Below are 25432 nucleotides of genomic sequence, written 5' to 3'. Positions count from 1 at the left end.
TCACAGATGCCGACACCTGCAGGTACCTGGCATCCGAGGAACAGGCCCCCGCCGAGCGTCGCCGCGTCCCCTGTCCCCGTAGGCGAGGGGACACAGCGAGGGCTCTCGGAGACGCACGCGAGAGACACATCGCCCCAGGTCAGCGCACCCGGCCCCGTGGTTTCAGCGCGACCGGCGGCAGTTCGGGAGCGGCCAGCCGGTCACCGTCGTAACCCCTTACCTCGCCGAAGCGGGTGCTCTCCATCCAGTCCCTTCGCGCCGCCTCGATCTCCTCGTGCGAGCGGCCCACGAAGTTCCACCACATCACGATCTCCTCCTCGAACGGCTCGCCGCCCAGCAGCATCAGGCCGGCGTCCGACCCCGCCCGCAGCGGGAGTTCCGAGCGGCCGCAGCCGAGGTAGAGCATCGAGCCCGGCAGTACGGGTACGCCGTCGACCTCCGCCTCGCCCGACATGGCCAGTACCGCGTACTCGAAGTCGGGGTCCAGCGGCACCGAGGCCTCCGCGCCCGCCGTGAGTGCGAGGTCGGCGCCGACCAGGGGGGTGTACGTCGTGCCGGGTGAGCGGGTGCCGTCGAGTTCGCCGAGGATGACTGTCGCCGTCAGTCCCGGTGCAGTGACCTCGGGCAGGTCCGTGTGGTGCTGGAAGTGTGGTTCGACGGCGCGGTGGGCGTCCGGGAGGGCGACCCAGAGCTGTGCGCCGTGCAGCAGGCGCGCGTGGTTCCGGGGGCTTTCCTCGGAGTGCGAGATCGCGCGGCCCGAGGTCATCAGGCCCAGCTCACGCGGCCGTACGGTCTGCAGGCTGCCCAGGCTGTCGCGGTGCAGGACCTCGCCGTCGTGCAGCCAGCTCACGGTCTGGAGTCCCATGTGCGGGTGCGGCGGCACCTGCATGCCCGACTCGCCCGCGATGTCGTCAGGACCATAGTGGTCGACGAACGCCCAGGCCCCGACCATGCGGCGGCCGAGGTTCGGCAGCAGCCTGCGGACCTCGGTGGACTCGCCGAGCTGGACCTTGCGGGGGCTCAGGAGTTCTCGCACCGGTTCGGCGACGACGAAGCCCCGGCCGCCGCACAGGGTAGGGGTGGCCTGACGGTCAAGATTGCTCATGGGGCTCAACCTAATCCTGTCGCGTGCCGTCCGTCAGCTCTCACGCCGAGCGGTAGTGGAATGTTCAACCATCTCACCTTGTTGCAGCGGACACCAGACAATGGAGGTGGACCACGTGGAAAGCACGTACTACGAGTACGGTACGGCGGCGGAGCGCTGGGACCGCGCGCTGATGTTCTTCGACGCCAAGGAGTACGTCACGGCCGCCCGCATCCTCGGCGGGCTGGTGGAAGAGGTCCCCGAGCAGGTCGCTCCCCGGTTGCTGCTCGCCCGTGCGTACTACCACTCCGCGCGGCTGCGGAAGGCGGAGACCGAACTGCTCGCCGTTCTGGAGCGGGACCCCGTCGAGCACTACGCACGGCTGATGCTCGGCCGCACGCTGGAGCGGCAGGGCCGTTCCGAGGAGGCCACGCCTCACCTCCGGCTGGCTGCCGCGCTGGCCGGGGAATTCCCCGACGAGGGTGATCGGGAGGAGTCCGCCGCCGCCTAGTCAGCGGCACGCGCCGCTGACTACTTCAGCGCTTCGAGCCGCCTGCGCGCCGGTCCCAGTGCCCTGCCCCTGGCCGGCAGATCCGACCAGGGGCGGGTCTCCGCCTGCTCCAGGACGTCCGTCAACGTCCAGCGGCGGGCGGTGACCTCCGGGTCGTCGAGCTGCTCCCAGGTGATGGGCGTCGCGACCGGCGCCCTGTCCCCCGGGCGTACGGAGTACGGGGCGACGGCCGTCTGCGCGTACCCGTTGCGTTGTACGTCCAGGTAGAGCCTGCCGCCCCGCTCCCCCGTCCTGACCTCCGTGGTCAGCCGGTCCGGGTCGCGCCCGGCCAGGGTGCCCGCCACATCGGCGGCGAACGCGCGTACGTCGTCGAAGCCCGCGCGGCCGTCGAGCGGGACGATCACATGCAGCCCCTTCGACCCGGTTGTCATCAGGGCGCTGGGCAGCTTGAGTTCGCCGAGCAGTTCGCCGAGTTGGCGCGCGGCGCCGCGTACGCTCTCGAAGTCGTCCTCGGCGGGGTCCAGGTCGAAGACGAGCCGGTCGGGGAAGTCCGGCCGGGCGGCGTGCGAGAGCCAGCGGTGGATGGTCAGGGACGCCTGGTCGGCGAGGTACACCAGGGTCGCCGTGTTGTCGCACACCGTGTGGGTGACGGTCCCGCCCTTCTTCGCCAGTTCGACGCGGTGGATCCAGTCCGGGTAGGAGGCCGGGGTGTTCTTCTGCATGAACCGGGGGCCGTCCAGCCCGTCCGGATGCCGTTCCAACATCAGGGGTCTGCCCGCGAGTTCGGGGAGCATGAAGGGCGCCACGCTCCGGTAGTACTCGACGAGGTCCGCCTTGGTCAGGCCGGGCCCGGGGAAGAGGACCTTGTCCGGGCGGTGGACCTCGACGGTCCGCCCGCCGGCCCGTACCTTCGTGGATTCGCTCATCGCTCGCCCCTCTCCTCTGTCCTGGCCCGTCAGCCCGTCCAGGTCCAGTCGGCGACCTCGGGCAGGTCGGTGCCGTGCTCGCGGATCCAGGCGTGGTGCCGGGTACGTACGTCGGCCATGGCCTGGCGTACGGCGACCGACCGCACACCGAGCCCCGGCACCCGGTCGATCACGTCCATGACCAGCCGGTATCTGTCGAGGTCGTTGCGGACGACCATGTCGAAGGGGGTGGTGGTCGTCCCTTCCTCCTTGTAGCCGCGCACGTGGAGGTTGGTGTGTCCCTCACGGTTGTAGGCCAGCCGGTGGATGAGCCACGGATAGCCGTGGTAGGCGAAGATCACCGGCTTGTCAGTGGTGAACAGCGCGTCGTAGTCGGAGTCCGTCATCCCGTGCGGGTGCTGCTCGTGGGGCAGCAGACGCGCCATGTCGACGACATTGACCACCCGTACGGCCAACTCCGGCAGATGGCGGCGCAGCAGGTCCGCGGCGGCCAGCGTCTCCAGGGTCGGTACGTCGCCCGCGCAGGCCAGCACCACGTCCGGCTCGCGCGATCCGTCCTCCGTACCCGCCCACGGCCAGGCTCCCGCACCGCGTGCGCAATGGTCGATCGCCTCTTCGAGGGTGAGCCAGTCGAAGCTGGGCTGCTTGCCGGCGATGATCACATTGACGTAGTCGCGGCTGCGGAGCGCGTGGTCGGCCACCGACAGCAGGGTGTTGGCGTCCGGCGGCAGGTAGACCCGTACGACTTCGGGGCTCTTGTTCAGGATGTTGTCGACGAAGCCGGGGTCCTGGTGGGAGAAGCCGTTGTGGTCCTGGCGCCAGACGTGTGAGGTCAGCAGGTAGTTCAGCGAGGCGATGGGCCGGCGCCAGGGCAGCCGGCGCGAGGTCCGCAGCCATTTGATGTGCTGGTTGACCATCGAGTCGACGATGTGCGCGAAGGCCTCGTAGCTGGAGAACAGGCCATGACGACCCGTCAGGAGATAGCCCTCCAGCCAGCCTTGGCAGAGGTGTTCGGACAGCACCTCCATCACTCGTCCGTCGCGGGACAGGTTCTCGTCGGTGGGCAGTGTCCGCTCCTGCCACGCCTTCCCGCTGGCCTCGTAGAGGGCCTCAAGGCGGTTGGAGGCGGTCTCATCGGGCCCCACGACCCGGAAGTCCCTTCGCCCGGACGTCGCTTCCATCACCGCTTCGAGCAACCCGCCGAGCACACGCGTGGGTTCGTGCAGGACGGTGCCCGGTTTGTCGACCCGTACCGCGTGCCGCTCCAGCGGTGGGATCGGCAGATCCCGCAGCAGCAGACCGCCGTTGGCGTACGGTGTCGCGCCGAGCCTGCGATCGCCCTCTGGCACGAAGGTGAGTACGTCGGGGTGCGGCGCGCCCGTCGCGTCGAACAGGTCCTCCGGACCGTAGGAGCGCATCCACGCCTCCAACTGCCGCAGATGCTCGGGGTTGTCGCGTACGCCGGCCAGCGGGACCTGGTGGGAGCGCCATGTTCCCTCGACGGGCAGGCCGTCGACCTCCCGCGGTCCCGTCCAACCCTTGGGCGTACGCAGCACGATCATGGGCCAGTTGGGACGTTCGGTGGCGCGGCCCTCGCGGGCGTCGTGCTGGATCTGCGCGATCCGGTCCACGGCCCGGTCCATCGCCTCGGCCATCGCACGGTGGACGACGAGCGGTTTGTCTCCGCTGACGTACAGCGGTTCGTGGCCGTATCCCCGCAGCAGTGAGTCGAGTTCGGCCTCGGGGAGCCGGGCGAGCACCGTCGGGTTGGCGATCTTGTAGCCGTTGAGATGCAGCACCGGGAGTACGGCGCCGTCGTGCACCGGGTCCAGGAACTTGTTGGAGTGCCAGGAGGCGGCGAGCGGCCCGGTCTCGGCCTCGCCGTCACCGATCACACAGGTGACGAGCAGGTCGGGGTGGTCCAGCGCGGCGCCGTAGGCATGGGCGAGGGAGTAGCCCAGTTCGCCGCCCTCGTGGATCGATCCCGGTGTCTCGGGCGCGACATGGCTGGGCACTCCGCCGGGGAAGGAGAACTGCCTGAACAGTACGTCCATGCCCTCCCGGTCCCGGCTGACATCGGGGTACGTCTGCGAATACGTGCCCTCCAGCCAGGAGTTGGCGAGTACGGCGGGCCCGCCGTGCCCCGGCCCCCAGACACAGAGCGCGTCGATCCCGCGTGTCGTGATGAGGCGGTTGAGGTGGGTGTACACGAGGTTCAGGCCCGGTGAGGTGCCCCAGTGGCCCAGCAACCGGGGCTTGATGTGTCCGGGTGCCAGCGGTTCGAGCAGCAGGGGGTTGGCCATCAGGTAGATCTGCCCGACAGCAAGATAGTTGGCCGCGCGCCAGTGGGTGTCGAGAGCGACGATGTCGCTGTCGCTGATCGGGGCCTTCGCGGTGTCCGCCTCGTGCATGCTCGTCTCCTGGTCGTCCGGTGCGCTGCGTGCGCTTGCCGTCACCCCGCGTCGGGGTCGGCGCCGTGCCATACCGTGGTGGCGTTGCAGAACTCCCGGATGCCGTGCTCGGACAGCTCACGCCCGTACCCGGAGCGCTTCACACCGCCGAAGGGCAGGGCCGGGTGGGACGCGGTCATCCCGTTGAAGAACACACCGCCCGCCTCCAGGTCGCGTACGAAGCGGCGCACATCGCCTTCGTCGCGCGTCCATACGTTCGAACTCAGCCCGAACGGCGTGTCGTTGGCGACCCTGACCGCCTCGTCCAGGCTCTCGACCCGGTAGAGCGTGGCGACCGGGCCGAAGGTCTCCTCGCGGTGGATGCGCATGCTGTCGGTGATGTCGGTGAGCACGGTGGGGCTGTAGTACCAGCCCTGGGTGAGATGTTCGGGGCGCCGGCCGCCGCAGAGCGCGGTGGCGCCGTGGCTGAGGGCGTCGTCGACCAGGTCTTCGAGGTCGGAGCGGCCCTGCTCGCTGGAGAGCGGGCCGACGTCGGTGGACTCGTCCAGCGGGTCACCGACCTTCAGATCACGCATCCCCGCGGTGAACCGCTCGGCGAAGTCGTCGTGGACGTCCGCGTGGACGATGAACCGCTTGGCCGCGATGCAGGACTGGCCGTTGTTCTGTACGCGGGCCGTCACCGCCGTCTTCGCCGCCCGCTCGATGTCCGCCGACGGCATGACCACGTACGGGTCGCTGCCGCCCAGTTCCAGCACGGTCTTCTTGACCTCGTCGCCCGCGATCGCGGCGACCGAGCGGCCCGCCGGCTCGCTGCCGGTGAGAGTCGCCGCCGCCACGCGCGGGTCGCGCAGGATGGCCTCGATCGCGCCGGAGCCCACCAGCAGCGTCTGGAAGCAGCCTTCGGGGAACCCGGCCCTGCGGAAGAGGTCCTCCAGGTACAGCGCGGTCTGCGGCACGTTCGACGCGTGCTTGAGGAGGCCGACGTTGCCGGCCATGAGCGCGGGGGCCGCGAACCGTACGACCTGCCAGAGCGGGAAGTTCCACGGCATCACAGCGAGGACCACACCGAGCGGGCGGTAGCGCACATACGCGCGGGAGGCGCCCGAGTCCTGCACGTCCGTGTCGGACGGATGCTCGTCGGCCAGCAGCCGGGGGGCGTTGCGCGCGTACCAGCGCATCGACTTGGCGCACTTCAGGGCCTCGGCGCGGGCGGCGGCGACCGGCTTGCCCATCTCGATGGTCATGGTGCGCGCGATGTCCGGCGCGTCCTGTTCGAGCAGATCGGCTGCGCGGTTCAGCAGCCGCGCCCGCTCGCCGAACGCGGTGGTGCGGTACTGCCGGAACGTGGTCTCGGCGATCGCGAGAGCACGCTCGATCTCGTCGCTTCCCAGCGCGTCGAACGTCTTGAGCGTCTCCCCGCTGGCGGGATTGACCGTCGCGATGGGCATGAGTGCTTCCTCCTGGACTCGACAGTTGGACCCTTTCGCGACCTGCGGGGCCCCGCAACACGGGGCGGCCCTCAGGGGCGGCGTGAACGGCCCGGCGCCGACTGCTGCCTGCCGCGCGGCGGGGCCGCCTGGACGGCCCTGCGGCGGTCACCGCGACGGCGCAGCCGCCTGCGCTCCTCCTCGTCCGTACCGCCCCACACGCCGGAAGTACGGTTGGTGCTCAGCGCCCATTCGAGACACTGCTCCTCCACCGGGCAGCCGTGACACACCTGCTTGGCGCGCTCCGCCTGCTCGGCGGCGGGTCCCGACTCCCCCACCGGGAAGAACAGCTCCGGGTCGGCGTCCACGCAGGCTGCCCGGCGCAGCCACTCCCAGGTGTCCGCGTCGGGGAGGCCCAGGCCGCCGGGGCCTCCGCCGGGGTCGACGCCGGACAGGCCCGCTGTCCTGCCTGGTGTCCTGTCCGCGGTCCTGTCCGCTGTCCTGACCGGTCCTGCTCGCCGGTCCGATGTGTTGTCGGCCGTCGCCGTACGCGGGCCGCTGCCGGTGTCCATGCCGGATCCCTTCTCGTGCTTTCGCCGTGTGCTGTTCGCGTACCCGGTCACTCGCTGCGAAACGGGTGACAGGTGACGGGCCGACGTACGGACGCCGGATCCGGCCGGTTCCATGCGCGACCGGCCGGATCTGGCGTGCGCGTGAGGGAGCAGACGTGTCGGGGAGCGGACGTCTCAGGAGCGCGCGGGGGCCGTCAGCGGATGACCTTCTCCACCAGCAGCCGCAGCCCGGCCGCGATCGAGTCCGCGTCGATGCCCGCCGCCCGCAACTGTTCGTGGGAGGTCGCCGAGCCCGGCATGTTCCCGACGGCGAGACGTACCAGCCGCGGTGTGGGACGGCCGTCGGAGAACGATTCGGCGACCGCGTCACCGATACCGCCCTGCGGGTGGTGGTCCTCGACCGTGACCAGGCACCCGGTGTCCTCGGCTGCCGTCTGGAGTGTGCGCTCGTCGACCGGCTTGACCGAGTACAGGTCGATGACGCGGACGGCGATGCCGTCCTCGGCGAGCTGGTCGGCCGCCCGGAGGCATTCGTGGACGGTGGTTCCGGCGGCGACCAGCGTCACCCGGTCCGCGTCCGAGTGGCGCAGCACCTTGCTGCCGCCGACCGGGAACTGCTCGTCGGCACCGTAGATGACCGGCGTCTCACCGCGCAGGGTACGCAGGTACCGCACGCCCTTCAGCGCGTGCATGGTCGCCACGAGCTGCGTGGTCTGGTTGGCGTCGCAGGGGTGGAGCACCGTGCTCCCGTGGATGGCGCGGAACATCGCCAGGTCTTCGAGGCCCATCTGGGAGGGGCCGTCCTGGCCGATCGCGACACCCGCGTGCGAGCCGACGACATTGATCGAGGCGCGGCTGACCGCCGCCATCCGCAGGAAGTCGTGCGCCCGGGTCAGGAAGGCGGCGAACGTCGAGGCGTACGGGACCCTCCCGAGCGCCTGCATGCCGACAGCGGCTCCCACGAGCTGCTGTTCGGCGATGTAGCACTCGAAGAACCGGTCGGGGTGCTCCTTGGCGAAGAACTCGGCCCGGTCGGAGTCGCTGACCTCGCCGTCCAGCGCGACGACGTCACCGCGCGCGTAGCCGAGGGCGGCGAGTGCCTTGCCGTACGCGTCACGGGTCGCGACGGAGTCACCCACCTCGTAGCCCGGCAGGTCGGGGTGGCCGTGGTGGCCCGCGTCCGGGGCCGGGGTGGCCGGACTGGCGGGCTTCGCCACCTCCACCCGGATCGACCGGCGGCCGCCCAGCTCCTCGATGGCGGCCGGCGCGTCCTTCAGCGGCTTGCCGTGCATACCTTCGCGGTCCTCGACGGCGGCGACGCCCTTGCCCTTGCGGGTACCGGCGATAATCGCTGTCGGCTTGCCCATGGTCGAGCGCGCCTCGTTGAAGGCGGCGTCCACGGCGTCGACGTCATGGCCGTCGATCTCGATGGTGTGCCAGTCGAACGCGCGCAGCCTGCGCCCGTACGCGGCCAGGTCCCGCTGGTGCCTGGTGGGTCCTCGCTGGCCCAGCCGGTTGACATCGATGATCAGCGTCAGCGAGTCCAGGTGCTGGTCGCCCGCATGCTCGATGGCCTCCCAGACGGAGCCTTCCGCCATCTCGCTGTCCCCGGACAGCACCCAGACGTGGAAGGGGTTCGGGGCGAGGCGCTGTCCGGCGAGCGCCATGCCGACGCCGACGGGCAGTCCCTGTCCGAGGGAGCCGGTGGCGACATCCACCCACGGGAGACGGGGAGTTGGATGGCCTTCGAGCCTGCTGCCGAGCGTGCGGTAGGTGAGGAACTCGTCCTCGTCGATAGCGCCGGCCGCCAGGTACATCGAGTAAAGGAGCGGCGAGGCATGCCCCTTGGAGAAGATCAGGTGGTCGTTGCCCGGGTGGTCGGGGCGGTCGAAATCGTAGTGGAGGTGGTTGGCGAGCAGGGTGGCCATCAGGTCGGCGGCGGACATCGACGACGTCGGGTGTCCCGACCCCGCCTTGTCGGCCACGCGTACCGAGTCCACCCTCAACTGCTGTCCCAGTTCGGTCAGTTCTTCGCTCTGCATGTCACTCCTTATCGGGCGCGCCCGGGGTTCGGCTGAGTTCGGGCGAAGAGGATTCGAGGGGCACGGCCGGTGATCGGACCATGCCGAGTTGTACGGCCTGCCGTGGTGACATCGCGTCGAGCAGCCAGTCGGCGGCGACCCGCAGCCGGTTTCCCGGCATGGCCGCCAGGTGGTAGCCGCGGGTGACCGCTCCGGCGAGCAAACCCGACAGCGGTACGCCGAGCGGGTTGGCCGCGCCCTTGACGCCGCCGAGGTCCACGACGAAGCCCAAGTCGTTGTGCTGATACGTCTGTCGCTCCCCGACGCCGAGGGAAGCGGCCACATTGCGTCCGGCGGTCTTGCCCTGCCGTCCGGCGTGCTGGGCCGTCATGGGCGTGTACTCCCCCGGCCTGGTGAGATCCGGTACGGCTGCGGCGTCACCGCAGGCGAACACCTCAGGATGATCAGGCACGTTGAGCCAGGCGTCGACCAGCAGCCTGCCCCGCTCCAGGGGCAGGCCGACCTCGGAGACCAGTGGGTCGGGCCGTACGCCCACACACCAGACGAGGGTGCGGGTCGCGACGAACTCCCCGTTGTCCAGGGTGACACCGGCCGGCGTGGCCTCCCTGACCGAGGTGCCTGTCCGTACCTCGATCCCGCGTCTTCGCAGCACCCGGTCGGCGGTCACCGACAGCCTGGGGTCCAGCTCCGGCAGCACCCGGGGGGCGATGTCGAGGAGCAGCCAGCGCGGCCGGGGGCCGTGCCGCCACACGGTCTGCTCACTCACCAGCGAGTCGGTGAACAGCTTTCCCTGCGCGGCCACTTCGGTGCCGGTGTAGCCGGCGCCGACCACGACGAACGTGGCGCGGGCTGCGCCCTGCGCACGGTCGTCGGTGGCGCCCGCCAGCTCCACCTGGCGGGTGATGTGGTCCCGCAGGTAGATCGCTTCGGGCAGTCCCCGGAAGCCGTGGGCGTACTCGGCGACACCGGGGATCGGCAGCAGCTTGTTGACACTGCCCACGGTCAGCACCAGCCGGTCGTACGCCAGCTCGCCCCGGCCGCCCTCCGGGTCGACGTAACCGACTCGCCGCGACTCCAGGTCGACGCGGTCGGCCTCGCCGAGGACCAGCCGTGTGCGGCGCAGTGTCCCCGTGAGGGAGACGGTCACCCGGCGCGGTTCCAGGATTCCCACCGCCACCTGCGGCAGCAGCGGCAGGTAGAGGAAGTAGTCGGTCGGGTTGAGCAGGACGATCTCGGCCTTGTCCCCCAGCAGACGGGAGAGGGTACGAGCGGTCTGGTAGCCGGCGAACCCGGCTCCGACGATGACGACACGTTCTCGGCTCACGTTCGACTCCGGACGGTGACATATGGGGTCGTACGGACGGACCCACCTGGTTCCCACGGCGGGCTGTGGCAAACGCGGAGCCCTCGCGGGGCGGCTCCCGAAGCCGTGACAGGGGCCTTCCGCCCGTCGTTTGACACGGTGGTGATTGATGCGAAGGTGGGACGAAGGGGGGGTGACCGAGAGCGTGCTCCCGCAGATCTCGGAGACCGGGCGCAGGGGCATGCCGTGAGGCAGGAGAAAGTGCCATGAAGGCTCTCGTCTACGAAGGCGCACACGACGTCAGCGTCAAGGACGTGCCGGACGCCCGGATCGAGCGTCCCACCGACGTTCTGGTGAGGGTCACCACCACCAACATCTGTGGTTCCGACCTTCATATGTACGAGGGCCGCACGGACATGGAGACGGGCCGGATCCTCGGTCACGAGAACCTCGGCGAGGTGATCGCCGTCGGTGACGGCGTCGACCGGGTGCGCGTGGGCGACATGGTCTGTCTCCCGTTCAACATCTCCTGCGGGTTCTGCCGCAACTGCGAAGCGGGCAGGACCGCGTACTGCCTGACCACCAACCCCGACCCGCGCACGGCGGGTGCCGCGTACGGTTTCGCCGACATGGGGCCGCACGCCGGAGGTCAGGCCGAGCTGCTCAGGGTGCCGTACGGCGACCACAACTGCCTGGTCCTGCCCGGCGACGCGCACGACAGGGAGAGCGACTACGTGATGCTCTCCGACGTCTTCCCCACCGGGTGGCACGCCACCGAACTCGCCGGTGTGCGGGCCGGTGATTCGGTGGTTATCTACGGGGCGGGACCGGTGGGTCTGATGGCGGCCCTGTCCGCGAATCTGCGGAGCGCCGCCCAGGTCATGGTCGTCGACTCGAACCCGGACAGGCTGGCGCTGGCCGAGAAGATCGGTGCCGTCCCCGTCGACGACACGGTCGCCACCGCGGAGGAACAGGTCGACGAGATCACCAAGGGCGCGGGCGCCGACCGGGGCTGCGAGTGTGTGGGCTACCAGGCCCATGACCCCCAGGGCGGCGAGCACCCCAACATGACACTCAACAGCCTGGTGCACTCGGTGAAGGCCACCGGTGGCATCGGTGTGGTCGGTGTGTTCGTGCCGCAGGATCCCAGCAGCCCGGACTCGCTCTACCAGGACGGCGAGGTCGCCTTCGACTTCGGTCTGCACTGGTTCAAGGGCCAGACGATGGGCTCCGGCCAGTGTGATGTCAAAGCCTACAACCGGCAGTTGTGCGCGCTCATCGAGCAGGGCAAGGCCGAGCCGTCCTGGATCGTGTCGCACGAGCTGCCGCTTACCGAGGCTCCCGAGGGGTACCGGCACTTCGACGCCCGCGACGACGGCTGGACGAAGGTGCTGCTGCACCCGGCGGCCTGAGCGGTGGCGGGCGCCGGGTGAGAGACACGGAGCGAAGAGAGGTACGTGAACGACGTGAGCGGTGACGGCAACGGGACGACGGGCGACGAGTTCTCGATGGGCGACGAGGTCTACCAGCCGGACGACGCCGACGGGGACGACGTGACCGAGGACGAGGGCATCCTCGACCCCGAGGACACACTCGTCGACCGGGGATCCGACCCGTTCGACGAGGGCTGGTCGCCGCCCGAGCGCCCGCTGGGTCTGAACCACACGGGTACGACGGCCGCCGAGCAGCGGGACGGCGAATCGCTGGACCAGCGCCTCGCGGAGGAGATCCCCGACACCGGCGGACCTGACGGCGACGGGCTCGGTGACCTGGTGTACGGCGACGGCGAGATGGTGGACGACGAGGTCGGCGAGGCGAGGTCCGGCCGGCTCGTCGCACCCGACGAGGGGGCCCACGAGGACGCCGAGAAGGACATGATCGCGAGCGACGTGGGCATCGACGGCGCCGCCGCCTCGGCTGAGGAGGCCGCGGTGCATCTTGTACCCGAGGCCGGCGCCGCCGACGACATGGACGAGTTCGGTACGGCGGAGGACCGCGCGGCCGAGGTCGACCTGTCGGGGGACAACACGGAGGACGACTACACGGCGGGGTGAGCGGCTGCCGTGTCCCGGCACCGTGCGTACCGCACACCGTGCCGTACGCCGGGCGACGGCAGGCGCCGTCCGCCCGGTGTGCGGCTTCCCGCTGTCAGACAACGACCGGGCCGGAATCGTGGACCGCGACAGGTCCGGGGACCGGCACCGGCCCCGCCGGCATGACGGGCCCCGACTGCTCCGTTCCCACCCCGCCCAGCGGGATTCCGGCCGTCCGGAACACATCGTCGGGGGACGCCACGCTTCTGGTGAACCACACGACTTTGCCCCCCGGCGTGGCGCACGTACCCCAACTGTCGCTGAGCGCGGCGACCCGCGCGAGGCCCCCGCCGCCGGCCGTGAGCAGCCGTGGCATGCGGGGGCCGCCGTCCTCGACGGAGACCGTCAAGTGGCGTCCTGTCAGCCGGAGTTCGACCACACATCGGACGCCGTCGGCGCCCTGGCCCGCGTGCCGGCGGACGTTGCTGATCAGCTCGTCGAGGCCGGCGCCGACAGGCTCGACATGCAGGTCGAGAGTCCAGCGCCGGAGGTGTGCGGCGACGGTGCGCCGGATCTGCGGAACGCGCTCATCCGAGGCGTGCAATTCCACCACGTACTGTCTGGCGAGTGGAACTGTCATGTTCGAGGCTCCTCACAGAGAGGCCCACGGGCTTCACCACGTTGCACCAACGACCCCCGAATACGAAGCGTGAGCGAAAGACACTTCTGGGTCACTCTCAGGATCCCTTCGCCGGGCCGGTCCCGCAACACGGACGGGGACATCACAGGGGACATCACAGGAGATGGGGCAGGAGCTTGTCGGGGGTGAGGGGAAGGTCCCGCAGGCGCACCCCGGTGGCGTGCCGTACGGCGTTGGCGACGGCCGCCGCCGTACCCACGATGCCGATCTCCCCGATGCCTTTGCTGCCCATCGGATTCAGGTGCGGGTCGTCCTCGTCGAGCCAGTGCGCCTCGATGTTCCGGATGTCGGCGCAGCACGGTACGTGGTAGGTGGCGAGGTCCCTCTCGGCGTAGTCGCCGAACACCGGGTCCATGGTGGAGCCCTCGGTCAGCGCCATGCCGACGCCCATGATCATGGCGCCGATGAACTGGGAGCGAGCGGTGCGGGCGTTGAGGATGCGGCCGGCCGCGTAGACGCCGAGCAGGCGGCGCAGCCGCACCTCCCCCGTGACCCTGTCGACCTGTACCTCGGCGAAGTGCGCCCCGAAGGCGTGGCGCGCGAAGGGCGGCTTCTGCGCCGTCTCCTCGTCGGTGTCGGCCGCGACACTCACCCCGTCGCGCGGGACCGGCCCCGGGAGCGCGCGCAGCCGCTCGGCGAGACCGGTGCACGCCTTGTGCACCGCCCAGCCCCAGGACGCCGTGCCCGACGACCCGCCGGCCAGCGGAGCCGATGGCAGGTCGCTGTCGCCGATCTCGACCCGTACGTCGTCCAGCGGGGCACCGAGCGCGTCGGCGGCGATCTGCGCGAGTACGGTGCGGGCGCCGGTGCCGATGTCGGTGGCGTTGGTCCTGATCAGGTAGGAGCCGTCGGCGGACGCGTGGGCGGACGCGGACGAGCGGCTGACGAGCACGGGGTAGCTGGCCGCCGCCACCCCCGTACCGAGCAGCAGATCGCCCTCGGTGCGCGTGGAGCGGTCGTGGGCGCGGGACTCCCAGCCGAACCGCTCGGCACCCTCGCGCAGGCACTCGATGAGATGGCGGCTGCTGAAGGGGAGGCCGCTGTCGGGTTCGGTGTCGGGTTCGTTGCGCAGCCGCAGGTCGACAGGGTCGAGGTCGAGCAGGGTCGCGAGTTCGTCCATCGCCGACTCCAGGGCGAACATGCCGGGAGCCTCGCCGGGTGCGCGCATCCAGGAGGAACTGGGTACGTCGAGTGCCGCGACGCGGTGGGTGGTGCGGCTGCTCGGGGATGTGTACATGACGCGGCCGGGGACCGCTGTCTGTTCCACGAACTCGCGGACCGTGGAGGTCGGGGCGATCACCTCGTGCGCGAAGGCGGTGATGATGCCGTCCGTGGCCGACCCCAGCCGCACCCGCTGGATGTTCGGTGCGCGGTGCCCGACCACGGCGGCGAGCTGGGCGCGCGGCAGGACGAGCTTGACCGGGCGGTCGGTGACGCGCGCCGCCATCGCCGCCATGACCGCCTGGGGGCGGGGTGTCCCCTTGGAGCCGAAGCCGCCGCCGACATGCTGGGCGATCACGGTGACCCGCTCGGGACCGATGCCGAACATCGAGGCGAGGACGTCGCGTACGGCGGTGGTGCCCTGGCTGGAGTCGTGCACGGTGAGGTGGCCGTCCCGCCAGTGCGCGGTCGCCGCGTGCGGCTCCATGGGGTGGTTGTGCAGGCCGACCATGGAGTAGGTGGCGTCGAACCGTACGGGCGCGGCTTCGAAGGCGACGTCGAAGTCGCCGTGCTCCCGGTCCGCCGGGTGGCCGGCGTTGGCGGTCTCGGGCGTGTAGAGCCCCGGGTGCGCCGCGGTGACCGGGCCCACGTCGTGTTCCTCGGTCCGGTAGTCGACACGGAGGGCCCCGGCCCCGGCCCGCGCGGTTTCGAGGCTCTCGGCGACGACGAGCGCGACGTACCAGCCGCGGTGCGGCACCCGGTCGTCCTGGAGCACCCACAGGGTCCGGTCGGCGGGCTGTTCGAGCCGGGGGGCGTTCTCGTGGTGGAGTACGGCGATCACACCGGGCATGGCCAGCACCTCGGCCGTGCGGACGGCGGCGACCCGGCCCCGGCCGACGGTGGCGGGCACGGGCCATGCGTAGGCGCAGCCCGGCGGGGTGTACTCGGCCGCGTAGCGCGCGGCGCCGGTGACCTTGTCGCGTCCGTCGCGGCGGACGACGGGGGCGCCCAGCGGCTCGTTGCTCATATTCGGGGTCCTCGGGTCCTCGGGTGCTCAGGGCTGCGGGGAATGCGGGTCCGGTGGGCAGGGGCTCAGGTGGGCAGGGGCTCAGGCGCGGGCCGCGAGGTCTCCCAGCACACTGATCGCGAGATTGCGGGCGAGCTTCACCTTGAAGCCGTTGTCGCGCAGGGGCCTGGCCGCCGCGAGTTCGGCGTCGGCGGCGCGCGCGAAGGTCTCCTCCGTGGCCGGGGCGCCCACCAGCACCTCTTCGGCCGCGCGGGCACGCCACGGCCGGTGTGCGAGCCCGCCGAAGGCCAGCGCTGCGTGGCGGACCGTACCGTCACGCACCTCCAGCACAGCGGCGACCGAGGCGAGGGCGAAGGCGTACGACGCGCGGTCGCGCGCCTTGCGGTAGCGCGAGTGGGCGCCCGGGGCTACGGGTGGCAGCCGGACGCCGGTGATCAGTTCGCCGGGCCGGATCTCGGTGTCCCGTTCGGGCCGGTCCCCGGGCAGCCGGTGGAAGTCGGTGACGGGCACGGTGCGTTCGCCGTCGGGGCCGCGCAGTTCCACCACGGCGTCGACGGCGGCGAGGGCGACGGACATGTCCGAGGGATTGGTCGCGACACAGTCGGCCGAGTGCCCCAGCACGGCCAGATCCCGGTGGACGCCCTCGCGCGCGGGACATCCGCTGCCCGGCACCCGCTTGTTGCAGGGTTTCGCGGTGTCCTGGAAGTAGGTGCAGCGGGTGCGCTGCATCAGATTCCCGCCGGTCGTCGCCGCGTTGCGGAGCTGCCCCGACGCGCCGGCGAGCAGCGCCTGCGACAGCACGGGGTAGCGGGCCCGGACCGCGTGGTGCGCGGCCAGGTCACTGTTGCGTACGGTCGCGCCGAGCCGTAGGCCCCCGTCGGGGAGTTCCTCGACGCGGTCGAGCGGCAGCCGGGCGACGTCGACGATCAGGTCCGGGGCCTCGACTCCGAGCTTCATCAGGTCGACGAGGTTGGTGCCCCCGCCGAGGAACCGGGCGATCCCGCTGTGGCCCGTCCAGGCCCGTACGGCGTTCTCGGCGCTGTCTGCGCGGACGTACGCGAAGGGCTTCACGGTGACACGTCCTCGACGGCCTCGACGATACGGAGGTAGGCACCGCAGCGGCACAGGTTCCCGCTCATGCGCTCACGGATCTCTTCCTGGGTGAGCCGGGCCGTCCCCGCGCCGGGTTCCACCGGGGTGACACGGCCCGGTGTGACATCGGCCGGTGTGCCGGGGATCGGTGTGGCGTGATTCGGTGTGCCGTGGATCGGTGTCACGTGCGAGGGGAACCCGTCGGCGGCCTCGGCGAGCATGCCGACGGCCGAGCAGATCTGACCGGGTGTGCAGTAGCCGCACTGGAGGGCGTCCCTCGCGAGGAACGCCTCCTGCATGGGGTGCAGCCGGTCCCCCTCGGCGAGGCCCTCTACGGTGGTGACGCGGGCGCCGTCGTGGGCCACGGCCAGCAGCAGGCAGGCGTTCATGCGTCTGCCGTCGACGAGCACGGTGCAGGCACCGCACTGCCCGTGGTCACACCCCTTCTTGGCGCCGGTGAGCCCGAGGTGTTCCCGCAGGACGTCGAGGACTGTGGCGCGGTGGTCCAGCAGCAGGGTGCGGGACTCGCCGTTGACGTGGAGGGTCAGGGTGGAGCGGTCGACGGCGTCCCGTACGGAGCCGTGCGTCACCGGTTCTCCAGCCGCAACTGGACCTCTTCCTCCTGGTCGCCGGCGGCCGTGCCGACGACCCGTACGGTGAACGCGGCGGCGAGGGTCCTGCGCAGGTGGTCGACCGCCGCGTACCCCCCGTGGAGGCTGGCCGTGACCGGCGCCGTCAGCCGGGTGGGCTCCGGCTGGGCCTGTACATCCGAGACGTCGAACGTCGCGGTCCATACGGTCGGCCGGTCGCCCGGCACGTCCTCCGGCAGGTCGTCGGCGGGGCGGTCGGTGGCGAAGGCCGTCCGAAGCGCTCCGAACACGGCGTGCGCGTCCGCCCTCGAATTCCCGTTGAGCGCCACCATGACCTGCGATTCGGGCTGGTCCGCACTGCTCACGTGATCTGTCCTCTCGGTGCTGCTGCTCGGCCGGTGCCGTGAGGCGGTCGCCTCAAGGCTCACCCGGGGGCCGCGAGTCTGCGACCCGAGCCGGGCGGGCGGGCTACGCCTCCGGGACCCCCGGGTACCCGCCGGGCCCGGCGGCAACCACGGTCCGGCGGGGTCGATGAGGCCGCGGCCGGGGTACGGGCAGAGGGGTGACGGCCGTACCCTTTCCGGTCTCCGGCCGTCGCACTCCGTGTGCTGCCCGCTGCCGGGGGTACACGCCACCGCATGACCGTCGCGAAGACCAGCGTTCTCGTACTTGACAGCGCGGAACCCACCGAACTGGCGGAGTTCTACTCGACTTTCCTCGGCGCGGAGATCCGGATCGGAAAGGATCCGGACTTCGTGGAGGTGGTCGGCAACAGTGGGGTGCATCTGGCGATACACCGGGATCACGGCCACGCGCCGGCGAGCTGGCCCCGGCCCGAGACCTCTCAGCAGGCGCACTTGCGCATCCTGGTGGCACAGGAAGACATCGACGAGGCCGAGCGTGAGGCGATAGGCCTCGGCGCCCGGCCGATCGAGACGAAGGACAACGGCGGCACGCACGATGTGCGGGTCTACTCGGACCCGGCCGGGCACTCCTTCATCCTCGCCGTCGCGCGCCCGTGACCGCGCCCGGTGCGTTCCGTGGCTGACGGTACGCACCGGGCGGAGGCCGGCGGGCGGTACGGGAGGGCGCTGTCAGGCGCCGAACTCCTTGAGGAACGTCGCGCTGAACGCCTTCAGGTCGCCGGGCTTCCTGCTGGTGACCAGGGTGTTCGGCCCGGTCTTGCAGACATGGACCTGCTCGTCGACCCAGGTGCCGCCCGCGTTGCGGATGTCGGTCTGGAGGCTGGGCCACGAGGTCAGCGTCCGGCCGCGCAGCACATCGGCCTCCACCAGCGTCCACGAGGCGTGGCAGATCGCCGCCACCGGCTTTCCGGCGTCGAAGAAGCTCTTCGCGAACGCCACGGCGCCCGCGTCGGTCCGCAGAGCGTCCGGGTTGGCGACACCGCCCGGCAGCACCAGGGCGTCGTAGTCGGCGGCGGACACCTCGGACACGGTCGTGTCGACCGGGAAGGTGTCCGCCTTGTCGAGATGGTTGAACGCCTGGATACGGCCCTGATCGGTCGAGACCAGTACGTGTTCCCCGCCGGCGTCACCCACGGCCTTCCAGGGTTCCGTCAGCTCGACCTGCTCCACTCCCTCGGGAGCCACGAGAAAAGCCACTCGCATGCGTCTCACGTCCTTCATCTCTCGGTACGGCCATGTCCGTGTGCCCTGCGGCGGGGTGCCTATACGGCAGCCGCAGGGCCGACCAGCAAGATTCTTGCCGATATACGGCATTTGGGCGCGTCGGGCGACGGAGAGAGGCGCGGGCCGGACTCAGGTACGGGCGGCAGCGGCGGCGGGGGTGGCGGCAGGGCCGGAGACGGTGCCGGGCCGCGGGGCGAGGGCGGGCCGTGGCAGGGCGAGTGGCCGTTCGACGGCGGGTTCCGGTGCGGTGGCCGCCAACTGGGGGTCGATCGTGACCGCGGTGACGTCCAGCGGTGCGGCGAGGTCGCGGAGGGCGGGTTCGGAGAGCCTGATCCAGGTCTGCTCGGTGCCGAGGGTCGCGGCGAGCTGCCGCTCAGTGGTGAAGGCGACAGCCGTACGGCCGCCGAGGGGGGTACGGAAGAGCCGGACGCAGTATCCGGCGGGACCCGGCCGGACCGGGACGTAGAGCGTTCCGGCCGGGACCGGATGGGAAGGTTCGGGATCCTCGTCGATCTGATGCTCGTACATCGGCTTCTCCTGATACGGACGTATTGCCCCGGTCCACGGAACGGAAGCGGGGCATGTGCCTGACGCTACGCCGGTTCGGCCCGCGCCAGAACCTGTCCCTGATGTGGTCTTGACCTCCTCCGCCCTTCCCCTGACGCGGTGTTGACGGGTCGTGGGCGGGCCCCCGGGGGTCAGGCGCGCGTCAAAACAGGTCCGTACGGCGTAAGCCCCGCGTCAACGGGCGCCGCACGCCGGCGGGGAGTGCCTAGCGTCGCCGGTATGGGAGAACGTCACGCACAGCAGGTCACGGACCACGCCCCCGGTCGCGCCGGTCCGCCGGGGGCCGTCGTGCGTGACGCCCACTGGGCGGGCGCCGCGCGCTGCGCGGCCGGCTGTGCGGCACTGCTCCTTACTCTTCTGCTGGCGGTCGACACGGTCGCCGGCGGGCTCGGTGTGGCGCACACGGCGTTGTGGACCGCGCTGGCCGCGCTGCTGTTCGCCGTACTGCTTCCGACCAGGGTGTCGGCGGCTCCCGGGCGGCTGGTCTCGCGCGGCCTGCTGAGTGAGCGGTCCGTACGTACCGACCGGCTGGTGTCGGTGCGCTGGCCCGAGGGGGTCTCGCAGCGTCTGGTCCTGCGTGACACGGACGGCGGGCGGGTCGAGCTGGACGCCCGGGTGCTCCTCGCCACTCCGGAGCTCTGGCACCGTCTTGACGAGGACGCCCGGGTCTCGCTGCGGAACGGCACACTGCGGTGGGGTGCGCCCGCCCTGCGCAGGCTGGAGGCGCGTCTCGACACTGAGACGGCCCGGCTGGTCCTCAGGCGGTCAGGTCTCGGCTGAGCGCCGCCCAGTCCACGATCCGGCCGCGGATCCGCTCCGCCGTACCGGCGTCCTCGGGGCAGGGGCAGCAGGCGTGATACCTGCGGACGACGCCTTCCAGGTCCAGGTGTGCGCCGAAGTCGGCGTGTGACGCGAGGCGTTGGGCGTATGCCCAGAGCCGCGGATAGTGGGTGAGGCACCGCCGGGCAGCCGTGTCCAGGTGCGGGCGGTCCACGATGTCGAGCAGCGCCAGCGCCACCCACAGGTGCACGTCGGCGGCGGTCGGTCCGCCGCCGAGCACGTAATCCCGGTCCGCCAGCCGGTGTTCCAGCGAGTCCAGCGCGGCGAAAAGAGTGCCCAGGGCGCGGTCGCGCGCCTCGGCGTCGGTGCCCGGCTGCCCGGCGCGCCGCGCCGACTCGCCGATGCCGCTCTCGCAGAGCAGGACGACCGCCTCGATGGCCTCCTCGTCACCGCACGGCCGCAGGTCGGGCCCGCCGCCGCCGAAGCGCTGGGCCAGGTCACGCAGGATGTCGGGGCTGTACGTGCTGACGATCCGGCCGGTCCAACTGTCGGTGAGCACCGGCGCGGCCGCCGGTCCGGGGTGGTGGTGCGAGCTGGCCTCGTACAGCGGGCGCAGCGCCGCGTACTCGCCGCCGGGGCCGTCGGGTACGGGAGGCAGCAGCGTCACGGGGACCGCCCTGCCGAGGTCGAGCAGGCTGTGGGTGACGGCGATGCGCAGACAGGACGGACAGGTACGCGAGAGGTGGAGGCCGTAGCGGCGCGGTACGGCGTAGTGACCGCTGCGCGCGTCGCCGCCGATCCTGCCGCGGATGGCCGGTGCCGGTTCGGTCGCCAAATACGTCGCCGTGAATGTCGGAGATGTCGGAGATGTGGCGGGCATGCGTCTCCCTGCGGTCCGTGGGTGGTGCTGGAAGTGGTGGCGCGCACGACGGGCAGAAAAGGGCACAAGTCGGGCATTCGGCACATACGCGGACGGCACCGGACGACAGCGGGGGCTGTCGCCGTGTCAGCTCAGGGGACCGGCCGCGCTGCAGACCCGCAGCAGGTCGATGTGGCGGCGGGACGTCAGAAGCGGCAGCGACCGGGCCATGACGGCCGCACAGTCGGTGTCGCGCCCCGAACGTCCCATTTTTGCCCGCCTGTTCGCCGGAGTCCCGTCTTTGAGTGTCGGGCCGCCCCGCTGCCCCGTCAAGAGCCCCCTCCCCCCGGAACGAGTCCGGCGCGGGCGTGGGGGCAGACTCGTTCCGCGCCCCGTGCCGGGACGCGGAACGAAAAGCACAGCGGGTACCGAGGAGAAACGATGGAGCAGATTCGTCTGGGCAGGACCGGACTTGAGGTGTCGAGGGTCATCCTCGGCTGCATGAGCTTCGGCGACCCGAAGCAGGGCAACCACCCCTGGTCACTGGGTATCGAGGAGGCACGCCCGCTCGTCCGCCAGGCCGTCGAGGCGGGCATCACCACCTTCGACACGGCCAACGTCTACTCGCTCGGGAGCAGCGAGGAGCTGACGGGACAGCTCCTCGGGGAATTCGCGCGCCGGGAAGAAGTGGTGATCGCCACCAAGGTCCACGGCCGGATGCACGAGGGCCCCAAGGGAGGCGGCCTGTCACGCGCCGCGATATTCACCCAGGCCGAAGCGAGCCTGCGGCGTCTCGGCACCGACTACATAGATCTTTACCAGATACACCGGTACGACCCGCACACGCCGGTCGAGGAGACGATGGAGGCGCTCCACGACCTCGTACGCGCGGGGAAGGTGCGCTACATCGGTGCCTCGTCGATGTGGACCTGGCAGTTCGCCAAGGCGCAGTACACCGCCGATCTGCACGGCTGGACGCGCTTCGTCTCGATGCAGGACCAGTACAACCTGCTGATGCGCGAGGAGGAGCGCGAGATGCTTCCCTTCTGCGAGGACCAGGGCGTCGGGGTGCTGCCGTGGAGCCCGCTGGCGCGCGGCCGGCTCACGCGTGACTGGGACGCCACCACACCCCGTACGGAGACCGACCGGTTCGGCGGCACCCTCTACCACCAGGCGGAGGACTCCGACCGTGCCACGGTGAAGGCGGTGGCCGACCTCGCGGAGCAGCGCGGTGTGTCCCGCGCGCAGATCGCTCTCGCCTGGCTGCTCCACCGGTCCGCCGTCACGGCGCCCATCGTCGGTGTGACGAAGGCGCAGCACCTCACGGACGCGATCGCGGCCGCTGAGCTGCGCCTCGGTGACGACGAGATCGACCGTCTGGGCGAGCACTACGTACCCCGCGCGTCGGAAGGTTTCTGAACGTCTTCGAAATCCTTACCGCGCCATGGAAATGCCCGGGGAATTTTCGGGAATGGACGGCCGGAGATCTTAATCCACGGTGATTGGGAGGAGACGCGGCGGGATAACCGGGCTTCCCGCACCTGGGTTCATGTGGGATGCTAGGGGTATCTGCGATTTCCCCTTCTCCCTGCCGAGGCACTATGCGTTGCGTCATCGCCCGCTTCCCCTTCGAACTGGTCAAAAGCGAGGTGCAGCAGTCGATGAAGGGCATCAAGCCCGAGCCCATCACCGGTGAGTCGGTCATCATCAGCCGCCGGGTCTACCCGGTCAAGCAGGTGGGTGAAGTGATCACCCGCCAGGACCGGCGCGATTTCACCGCCGGTGAAGTGGTCAGGGCGCTGACACGTCTCGGCTTCACCTGCCGGTCCCTCCCGGAGCCCGAGCCCGAGGTGGTCCCGACCCCCGTCGAGGCCGCCTCCGCGCTGCTCGGCACCCCGGCTGCCGGCTGACCGCCCAGGTCGGCGGAGTGACGAACGCCCCGGTACCGGCCTTTCGAGGCCGGTACCGGGGCGCTGCTTTTGTCATGTGAGGTCACGCCACGCCGGGCGCGCCGCGAGGGCTCAGGCGGCGCTGCTGCGGGTCGACGGGTACGACGAGGTGCCCGTACGCGCCCTCGACGAGGCCGAGGCCGACGAAGCCGAGGACGACGAGGTACGGCGTCCCTGGGGCGAGCGGCCACGGCCGCGTGCGGACGACGAACCGCGCTTGGCGCGCTCGGTGACCGGTGCCGAGATGGTGACCGGCACACCCGAGGGTGTCTGCGCACCGGTGATCCGGCTCAGCTCCGCCTCACCAGAACGGACCTGGGCGATCTGCGGGGTGATCCGGGCGTCGGCCATCAGCCGGGTCATCTCGCGGCGCTGGTTCGGCAGGACCAGTGTGACGACACTGCCGGACTCGCCGGCGCGGGCGGTGCGGCCACCGCGGTGCAGGTAGTCCTTGTGGTCGCTGGGCGGGTCCACGTTGACCACGAGGTCGAGATTGTCGATGTGGATGCCGCGGGCGGCGACGTTGGTGGCCACCAGCACCGTGACGTGCCCGGTCTTGAACTGGGCCAGGGTGCGGGTGCGCTGGGGCTGGGACTTGCCGCCGTGCAGCGCCGCCGCCCGTACACCGCTGTTGAGCAGGTGCTCGGTCAGCCGGTCCACCGCGTGCTTGGTGTCCAGGAACATCAGCACCCGGCCCTCGCGCGCGGCGATCTCGGTGGTGGTGGCGTACTTGTCGGCGCCGTGGACGTACAGCACGTGGTGTTCCATCGTGGTGACCGTGCCGACCGAGGCGTCGACCGAGTGGACCACCGGGTCGTGCAGGTAGCGGCGGACCAGGAGGTCGACGTTACGGTCCAGCGTCGCCGAGAACAGCATCCGCTGGCCGTCGGGGCGCACCTGGTCGAGCAGCTCGGTGACCTGGGGCATGAACCCCATGTCGGCCATCTGGTCGGCCTCGTCGAGCACCGTGATGTTGACCCGGTCCAGGCGGCAGTCGCCGCGCTCGATGAGGTCCTTGAGGCGTCCCGGCGTCGCGACGACGACCTCGGCGCCACCGCGCAGCGCGCTGGCCTGCCGGCCGATCGACATGCCGCCGACGACCGTCGCGAGCCGCAGCTTGAGCGACCTGGCGTACGGGGTGAGCGCGTCGGTGACCTGCTGGGCCAGTTCGCGGGTGGGAACGAGGATCAGCGCGAGCGGCTGCCGGGCCTCGGCGCGCTGTCCGGCCGTGCGGACGAGGAGCGCCAGGCCGAAGGCGAGGGTCTTGCCGGAGCCGGTGCGGCCACGGCCGAGGACGTCACGGCCCGCGAGCGAGTTCGGCAGGGTGGCGGCCTGGATCGGGAAGGGCTCGTTCATGCCGAGGCTGGTGAGCATCTTCAGCAGCGAGTCCGGCATCTCGAGCTCGCCGAACGTGGCCGCGGCGGGAAGGGCGGGGGTGAGGGTGACCGGCAGGGCGAACTCGCCCTGCTGGGCGGCGGGACGGCGGCCGTAGCCACCACCGGAACGGCTGGGCGCTCCTGACCGGCCCTGACCGCCGCTCGGCCGTCCCGAGGACTGCGCGCCGAAGCGGCCGCCCTTGGCGGAGCCGGCCGAGCTGCCACCCGAACGGGTGCGGGAGTAACGGTCGTTGGTACGAACTGTGCGGTTCATGCAGAACCTTTCTCGATGCGGCGCGTATCGAGAATTCCTGGCGAAATGAACGCACAAAGAATCGCAAGAACGAGCCGGGAAAAATAATGAAAAGGGAGCCTCGCCGGGGTGAAAAATAGCCGGAACCGGCATGTCTGAATGCGCGGCGTCCGCCGATCAGAGGCGGTGTGCCGCCGGGGCGCGAGGCCGGGGCGGGTGTGGTGCGGCCGGCTCCGGCGGGGCCTGTTCGGCCACCGTCGGCAGGTCGGCGATGCTGCGCCGGCGCCACCCGGCCGTAAGGCTGTCACGGCACGCGGGCGGGTCGGGAAATAAAGCGACGTAGCTGGGGCCCGCATCCCAAGGAGCGGGCCCCAGCTACGTCGTACGCTTCAGCGTCAGGCGGGAACGATGTTCTCCGCCTGGGGGCCCTTCTGGCCCTGGGTGACGTCGAAGTTCACCTTCTGGCCTTCCTGAAGCTCACGGAAGCCCTGGGCGGCGATGTTCGAGTAGTGGGCGAAGACGTCAGCGCCGCCGCCGTCCTGCTCGATGAAACCGAAGCCCTTTTCCGCGTTGAACCACTTCACGGTGCCACTAGCCATGTCAGATCTCCTTCGGGGCAATGTGCCCGGAGGCTCGCACTGTGCAAGCCCCACGTCGCCGTGATGATTACCCCGTCCGGCAAAAACACCGGAAATACAAAAGCGCACCCGCCGACACATAAAGTCAGCAAGAGCACTTGAAGTCTTTGGGAACCACAACTGCAACTGAGATCAACAGTAGCACGGCGCAACCGTGCGGGCACGGCACGTCCCATCGCTCCGCCTGCCAGGCCATAAATTCTCTCCGCACATCACGGTAATTTCTGTAGCTGCGGCAATAGATATTCGGGGAAGCACTCCGGGCCGGGAACCGGAAGACCGCCCGGAGCCGCCCCGCATACGGTGTGAGCGGCGCCGCACTCCTGGCGGCGCCCCGGGGGCGGCGGTCGCACATCTGCCGCGCCCGCTACAGATAGCTTCCCTCCCCCGGAACCAGAACCGGGGCACCCGGCGGGCGGGCGCCCCTCACGGCCGCCGGTCGCTGTGTCCGCAGACCCAGGCCAGCGCCTCGTACACGCCTT

General features: G+C 70.7%; 23 protein-coding genes and 1 pseudogene. 7 read left to right on the top strand and 17 right to left on the bottom strand.

The features are described from left to right. Nucleotides 1-139: 139 nt before the first annotated feature. Nucleotides 140-1105 carry a pirin family protein gene (locus tag QR77_RS37845; RefSeq protein ID WP_040026492.1) on the bottom strand — a complete coding sequence of 322 codons (966 nt, stop codon included), beginning with the start codon at nucleotides 1103-1105 and terminating at the stop codon, nucleotides 140-142. A gap of 115 nt (nucleotides 1106-1220) precedes the next feature. Here QR77_RS37845 and QR77_RS37840 point away from each other — a divergent pair, with 115 nt between their 5' ends. After that, nucleotides 1221-1595, top strand: coding sequence for a tetratricopeptide repeat protein (locus QR77_RS37840; RefSeq protein WP_107069163.1), 375 nt, complete (start codon nucleotides 1221-1223; stop codon nucleotides 1593-1595). A gap of 20 nt (nucleotides 1596-1615) precedes the next feature. Here the strand turns inward: QR77_RS37840 and ligD are convergent, their stop codons facing one another. From ligD to QR77_RS37810, 6 genes are all read right to left on the bottom strand, one after another. Continuing rightward, complete coding sequence (gene ligD, locus QR77_RS37835; RefSeq protein WP_040026490.1) at nucleotides 1616-2521, bottom strand: non-homologous end-joining DNA ligase; 906 nt, start codon at nucleotides 2519-2521, stop codon at nucleotides 1616-1618. Nucleotides 2522-2550: 29 nt separating this feature from the next. Then, on the bottom strand, nucleotides 2551-4932 hold the full coding sequence (locus tag QR77_RS37830) for a phosphoketolase family protein (protein WP_040026489.1): 2382 nt from the start codon (nucleotides 4930-4932) through the stop codon (nucleotides 2551-2553). Between the two features lie 41 nt (nucleotides 4933-4973). Next, the gene (locus QR77_RS37825; protein ID WP_040026486.1) at nucleotides 4974-6380 is read right to left on the bottom strand and encodes an NADP-dependent succinic semialdehyde dehydrogenase; all 1407 of its coding nucleotides are present in this window, start codon (nucleotides 6378-6380) and stop codon (nucleotides 4974-4976) included. A gap of 71 nt (nucleotides 6381-6451) precedes the next feature. Then, complete coding sequence (locus QR77_RS37820; protein ID WP_347359831.1) at nucleotides 6452-6745, bottom strand: WhiB family transcriptional regulator; 294 nt, start codon at nucleotides 6743-6745, stop codon at nucleotides 6452-6454. Nucleotides 6746-7125: 380 nt separating this feature from the next. Then, the gene (locus tag QR77_RS37815; RefSeq protein WP_040026485.1) at nucleotides 7126-8973 is read right to left on the bottom strand and encodes a transketolase; all 1848 of its coding nucleotides are present in this window, start codon (nucleotides 8971-8973) and stop codon (nucleotides 7126-7128) included. Between the two features lies 1 nt (nucleotide 8974). After that, nucleotides 8975-10297 carry an NAD(P)/FAD-dependent oxidoreductase gene (locus tag QR77_RS37810; protein WP_040026484.1) on the bottom strand — a complete coding sequence of 441 codons (1323 nt, stop codon included), beginning with the start codon at nucleotides 10295-10297 and terminating at the stop codon, nucleotides 8975-8977. A gap of 245 nt (nucleotides 10298-10542) precedes the next feature. Between QR77_RS37810 and QR77_RS37805 the strand changes: the two genes are divergently transcribed. Both QR77_RS37805 and QR77_RS37800 read left to right on the top strand, forming a co-directional pair. Next, entirely contained in the window at nucleotides 10543-11688 is a 1146-nt protein-coding gene (locus tag QR77_RS37805) for a glutathione-independent formaldehyde dehydrogenase (RefSeq protein WP_040026483.1), read from the top strand. Nucleotides 11689-11784: 96 nt separating this feature from the next. Further along, a pseudogene (locus QR77_RS37800) lies at nucleotides 11785-12219 on the top strand (DUF5709 domain-containing protein); the annotation flags it as partial. 205 nt (nucleotides 12220-12424) lie between these two features. On the opposite strand, the gene QR77_RS37795 reads toward QR77_RS37800, so the two are convergent. The 5 genes from QR77_RS37795 to QR77_RS37775 all read right to left on the bottom strand — a co-directional run bounded on the left by QR77_RS37795 (nucleotide 12425) and on the right by QR77_RS37775 (nucleotide 17211). Next, nucleotides 12425-12949 (bottom strand): ATP-binding protein, encoded by a 525-nt coding sequence (locus tag QR77_RS37795; RefSeq protein WP_040026482.1) that lies wholly within the window; start codon nucleotides 12947-12949, stop codon nucleotides 12425-12427. Nucleotides 12950-13103: 154 nt separating this feature from the next. Continuing rightward, nucleotides 13104-15197 carry a xanthine dehydrogenase family protein molybdopterin-binding subunit gene (locus QR77_RS37790; protein ID WP_040026481.1) on the bottom strand — a complete coding sequence of 698 codons (2094 nt, stop codon included), beginning with the start codon at nucleotides 15195-15197 and terminating at the stop codon, nucleotides 13104-13106. A gap of 81 nt (nucleotides 15198-15278) precedes the next feature. Further along, complete coding sequence (locus tag QR77_RS37785) at nucleotides 15279-16268, bottom strand: xanthine dehydrogenase family protein subunit M (protein ID WP_040026480.1); 990 nt, start codon at nucleotides 16266-16268, stop codon at nucleotides 15279-15281. Continuing rightward, a complete protein-coding gene (locus QR77_RS37780; protein WP_040026479.1) occupies nucleotides 16265-16879 on the bottom strand; it encodes a 2Fe-2S iron-sulfur cluster-binding protein in 615 nt (204 codons plus the stop codon). The genes QR77_RS37785 and QR77_RS37780 overlap by 4 nt, the downstream gene beginning before the upstream one ends. Beyond that, the gene (locus tag QR77_RS37775) at nucleotides 16876-17211 is read right to left on the bottom strand and encodes a hypothetical protein (RefSeq protein ID WP_052489817.1); all 336 of its coding nucleotides are present in this window, start codon (nucleotides 17209-17211) and stop codon (nucleotides 16876-16878) included. Before QR77_RS37775 ends, QR77_RS37780 begins: the two co-directional genes overlap by 4 nt. A gap of 306 nt (nucleotides 17212-17517) precedes the next feature. Here QR77_RS37775 and QR77_RS37770 point away from each other — a divergent pair, with 306 nt between their 5' ends. Beyond that, nucleotides 17518-17901 carry a VOC family protein gene (locus tag QR77_RS37770; protein WP_040026477.1) on the top strand — a complete coding sequence of 128 codons (384 nt, stop codon included), beginning with the start codon at nucleotides 17518-17520 and terminating at the stop codon, nucleotides 17899-17901. A 72-nt stretch (nucleotides 17902-17973) separates the two neighbouring features. Here QR77_RS37770 and QR77_RS37765 read toward each other — a convergent pair whose 3' ends face one another. Continuing rightward, nucleotides 17974-18507 (bottom strand): type 1 glutamine amidotransferase domain-containing protein, encoded by a 534-nt coding sequence (locus QR77_RS37765; protein WP_040026476.1) that lies wholly within the window; start codon nucleotides 18505-18507, stop codon nucleotides 17974-17976. A 150-nt stretch (nucleotides 18508-18657) separates the two neighbouring features. Next, the gene (locus QR77_RS37760; protein ID WP_052489368.1) at nucleotides 18658-19056 is read right to left on the bottom strand and encodes an SAV_915 family protein; all 399 of its coding nucleotides are present in this window, start codon (nucleotides 19054-19056) and stop codon (nucleotides 18658-18660) included. A gap of 258 nt (nucleotides 19057-19314) precedes the next feature. Here QR77_RS37760 and QR77_RS37755 point away from each other — a divergent pair, with 258 nt between their 5' ends. Continuing rightward, a complete protein-coding gene (locus tag QR77_RS37755; RefSeq protein WP_236710975.1) occupies nucleotides 19315-19875 on the top strand; it encodes a hypothetical protein in 561 nt (186 codons plus the stop codon). Here QR77_RS37755 and QR77_RS37750 read toward each other — a convergent pair. Beyond that, nucleotides 19853-20710, bottom strand: a complete 858-nt coding sequence (locus QR77_RS37750; RefSeq protein WP_040026475.1) for a glutathione S-transferase C-terminal domain-containing protein — start codon at nucleotides 20708-20710, stop codon at nucleotides 19853-19855. The genes QR77_RS37755 and QR77_RS37750 overlap by 23 nt on opposite strands. Before the next feature lie 465 nt (nucleotides 20711-21175). On the opposite strand from QR77_RS37750, the gene QR77_RS37745 reads away from it, so the two are divergent. Together QR77_RS37745 and QR77_RS37740 are read left to right on the top strand one after the other, a co-directional pair. Continuing rightward, entirely contained in the window at nucleotides 21176-22153 is a 978-nt protein-coding gene (locus tag QR77_RS37745) for an aldo/keto reductase (RefSeq protein WP_040026474.1), read from the top strand. 182 nt (nucleotides 22154-22335) lie between these two features. After that, on the top strand, nucleotides 22336-22644 hold the full coding sequence (locus QR77_RS37740; protein WP_040026473.1) for an SCO5918 family protein: 309 nt from the start codon (nucleotides 22336-22338) through the stop codon (nucleotides 22642-22644). 111 nt (nucleotides 22645-22755) lie between these two features. Here QR77_RS37740 and QR77_RS37735 read toward each other — a convergent pair whose 3' ends face one another. Continuing rightward, the gene (locus QR77_RS37735; protein WP_040026472.1) at nucleotides 22756-24333 is read right to left on the bottom strand and encodes a DEAD/DEAH box helicase; all 1578 of its coding nucleotides are present in this window, start codon (nucleotides 24331-24333) and stop codon (nucleotides 22756-22758) included. Between the two features lie 374 nt (nucleotides 24334-24707). Beyond that, nucleotides 24708-24911 (bottom strand): cold-shock protein, encoded by a 204-nt coding sequence (locus QR77_RS37730; protein WP_014061102.1) that lies wholly within the window; start codon nucleotides 24909-24911, stop codon nucleotides 24708-24710. Nucleotides 24912-25432: the final 521 nt, after the last annotated feature.

The sequence above is a fragment of the Streptomyces sp. 150FB genome (assembly GCF_000818195.1).
Lineage (GTDB): Bacteria > Actinomycetota > Actinomycetes > Streptomycetales > Streptomycetaceae > Streptomyces.
Note: the sequence above shows the minus strand (reverse complement) of the source record. Positions and strands in the feature narration are given on the sequence as shown.

Bases quoted from the DNA above. Each gene is read 5' to 3' on its own strand.
- QR77_RS37790 (WP_040026481.1), bottom strand. From the start codon at position 15,197: ATGAGCAACGAGCCGCTGGGCGCCCCCGTCGTCCGCCGCGACGGACGC.
- QR77_RS37815 (WP_040026485.1), bottom strand. From the start codon at position 8,973: ATGCAGAGCGAAGAACTGACCGAACTGGGACAGCAGTTGAGGGTGGAC.
- QR77_RS37745 (WP_040026474.1), top strand. From the start codon at position 21,176: ATGGAGCAGATTCGTCTGGGCAGGACCGGACTTGAGGTGTCGAGGGTC.
- QR77_RS37730 (WP_014061102.1), bottom strand. From the start codon at position 24,911: ATGGCTAGTGGCACCGTGAAGTGGTTCAACGCGGAAAAGGGCTTCGGT.
- QR77_RS37845 (WP_040026492.1), bottom strand. From the start codon at position 1,105: ATGAGCAATCTTGACCGTCAGGCCACCCCTACCCTGTGCGGCGGCCGG.
- QR77_RS37825 (WP_040026486.1), bottom strand. From the start codon at position 6,380: ATGCCCATCGCGACGGTCAATCCCGCCAGCGGGGAGACGCTCAAGACG.
- QR77_RS37775 (WP_052489817.1), bottom strand. From the start codon at position 17,211: ATGGTGGCGCTCAACGGGAATTCGAGGGCGGACGCGCACGCCGTGTTC.
- QR77_RS37805 (WP_040026483.1), top strand. From the start codon at position 10,543: ATGAAGGCTCTCGTCTACGAAGGCGCACACGACGTCAGCGTCAAGGAC.
- QR77_RS37830 (WP_040026489.1), bottom strand. From the start codon at position 4,932: ATGCACGAGGCGGACACCGCGAAGGCCCCGATCAGCGACAGCGACATC.
- QR77_RS37740 (WP_040026473.1), top strand. From the start codon at position 22,336: ATGCGTTGCGTCATCGCCCGCTTCCCCTTCGAACTGGTCAAAAGCGAG.
- QR77_RS37755 (WP_236710975.1), top strand. From the start codon at position 19,315: ATGGGAGAACGTCACGCACAGCAGGTCACGGACCACGCCCCCGGTCGC.
- QR77_RS37765 (WP_040026476.1), bottom strand. From the start codon at position 18,507: ATGCGAGTGGCTTTTCTCGTGGCTCCCGAGGGAGTGGAGCAGGTCGAG.
- QR77_RS37760 (WP_052489368.1), bottom strand. From the start codon at position 19,056: ATGTACGAGCATCAGATCGACGAGGATCCCGAACCTTCCCATCCGGTC.
- QR77_RS37770 (WP_040026477.1), top strand. From the start codon at position 17,518: ATGACCGTCGCGAAGACCAGCGTTCTCGTACTTGACAGCGCGGAACCC.
- QR77_RS37735 (WP_040026472.1), bottom strand. From the start codon at position 24,333: ATGAACCGCACAGTTCGTACCAACGACCGTTACTCCCGCACCCGTTCG.
- QR77_RS37795 (WP_040026482.1), bottom strand. From the start codon at position 12,949: ATGACAGTTCCACTCGCCAGACAGTACGTGGTGGAATTGCACGCCTCG.
- ligD (WP_040026490.1), bottom strand. From the start codon at position 2,521: ATGAGCGAATCCACGAAGGTACGGGCCGGCGGGCGGACCGTCGAGGTC.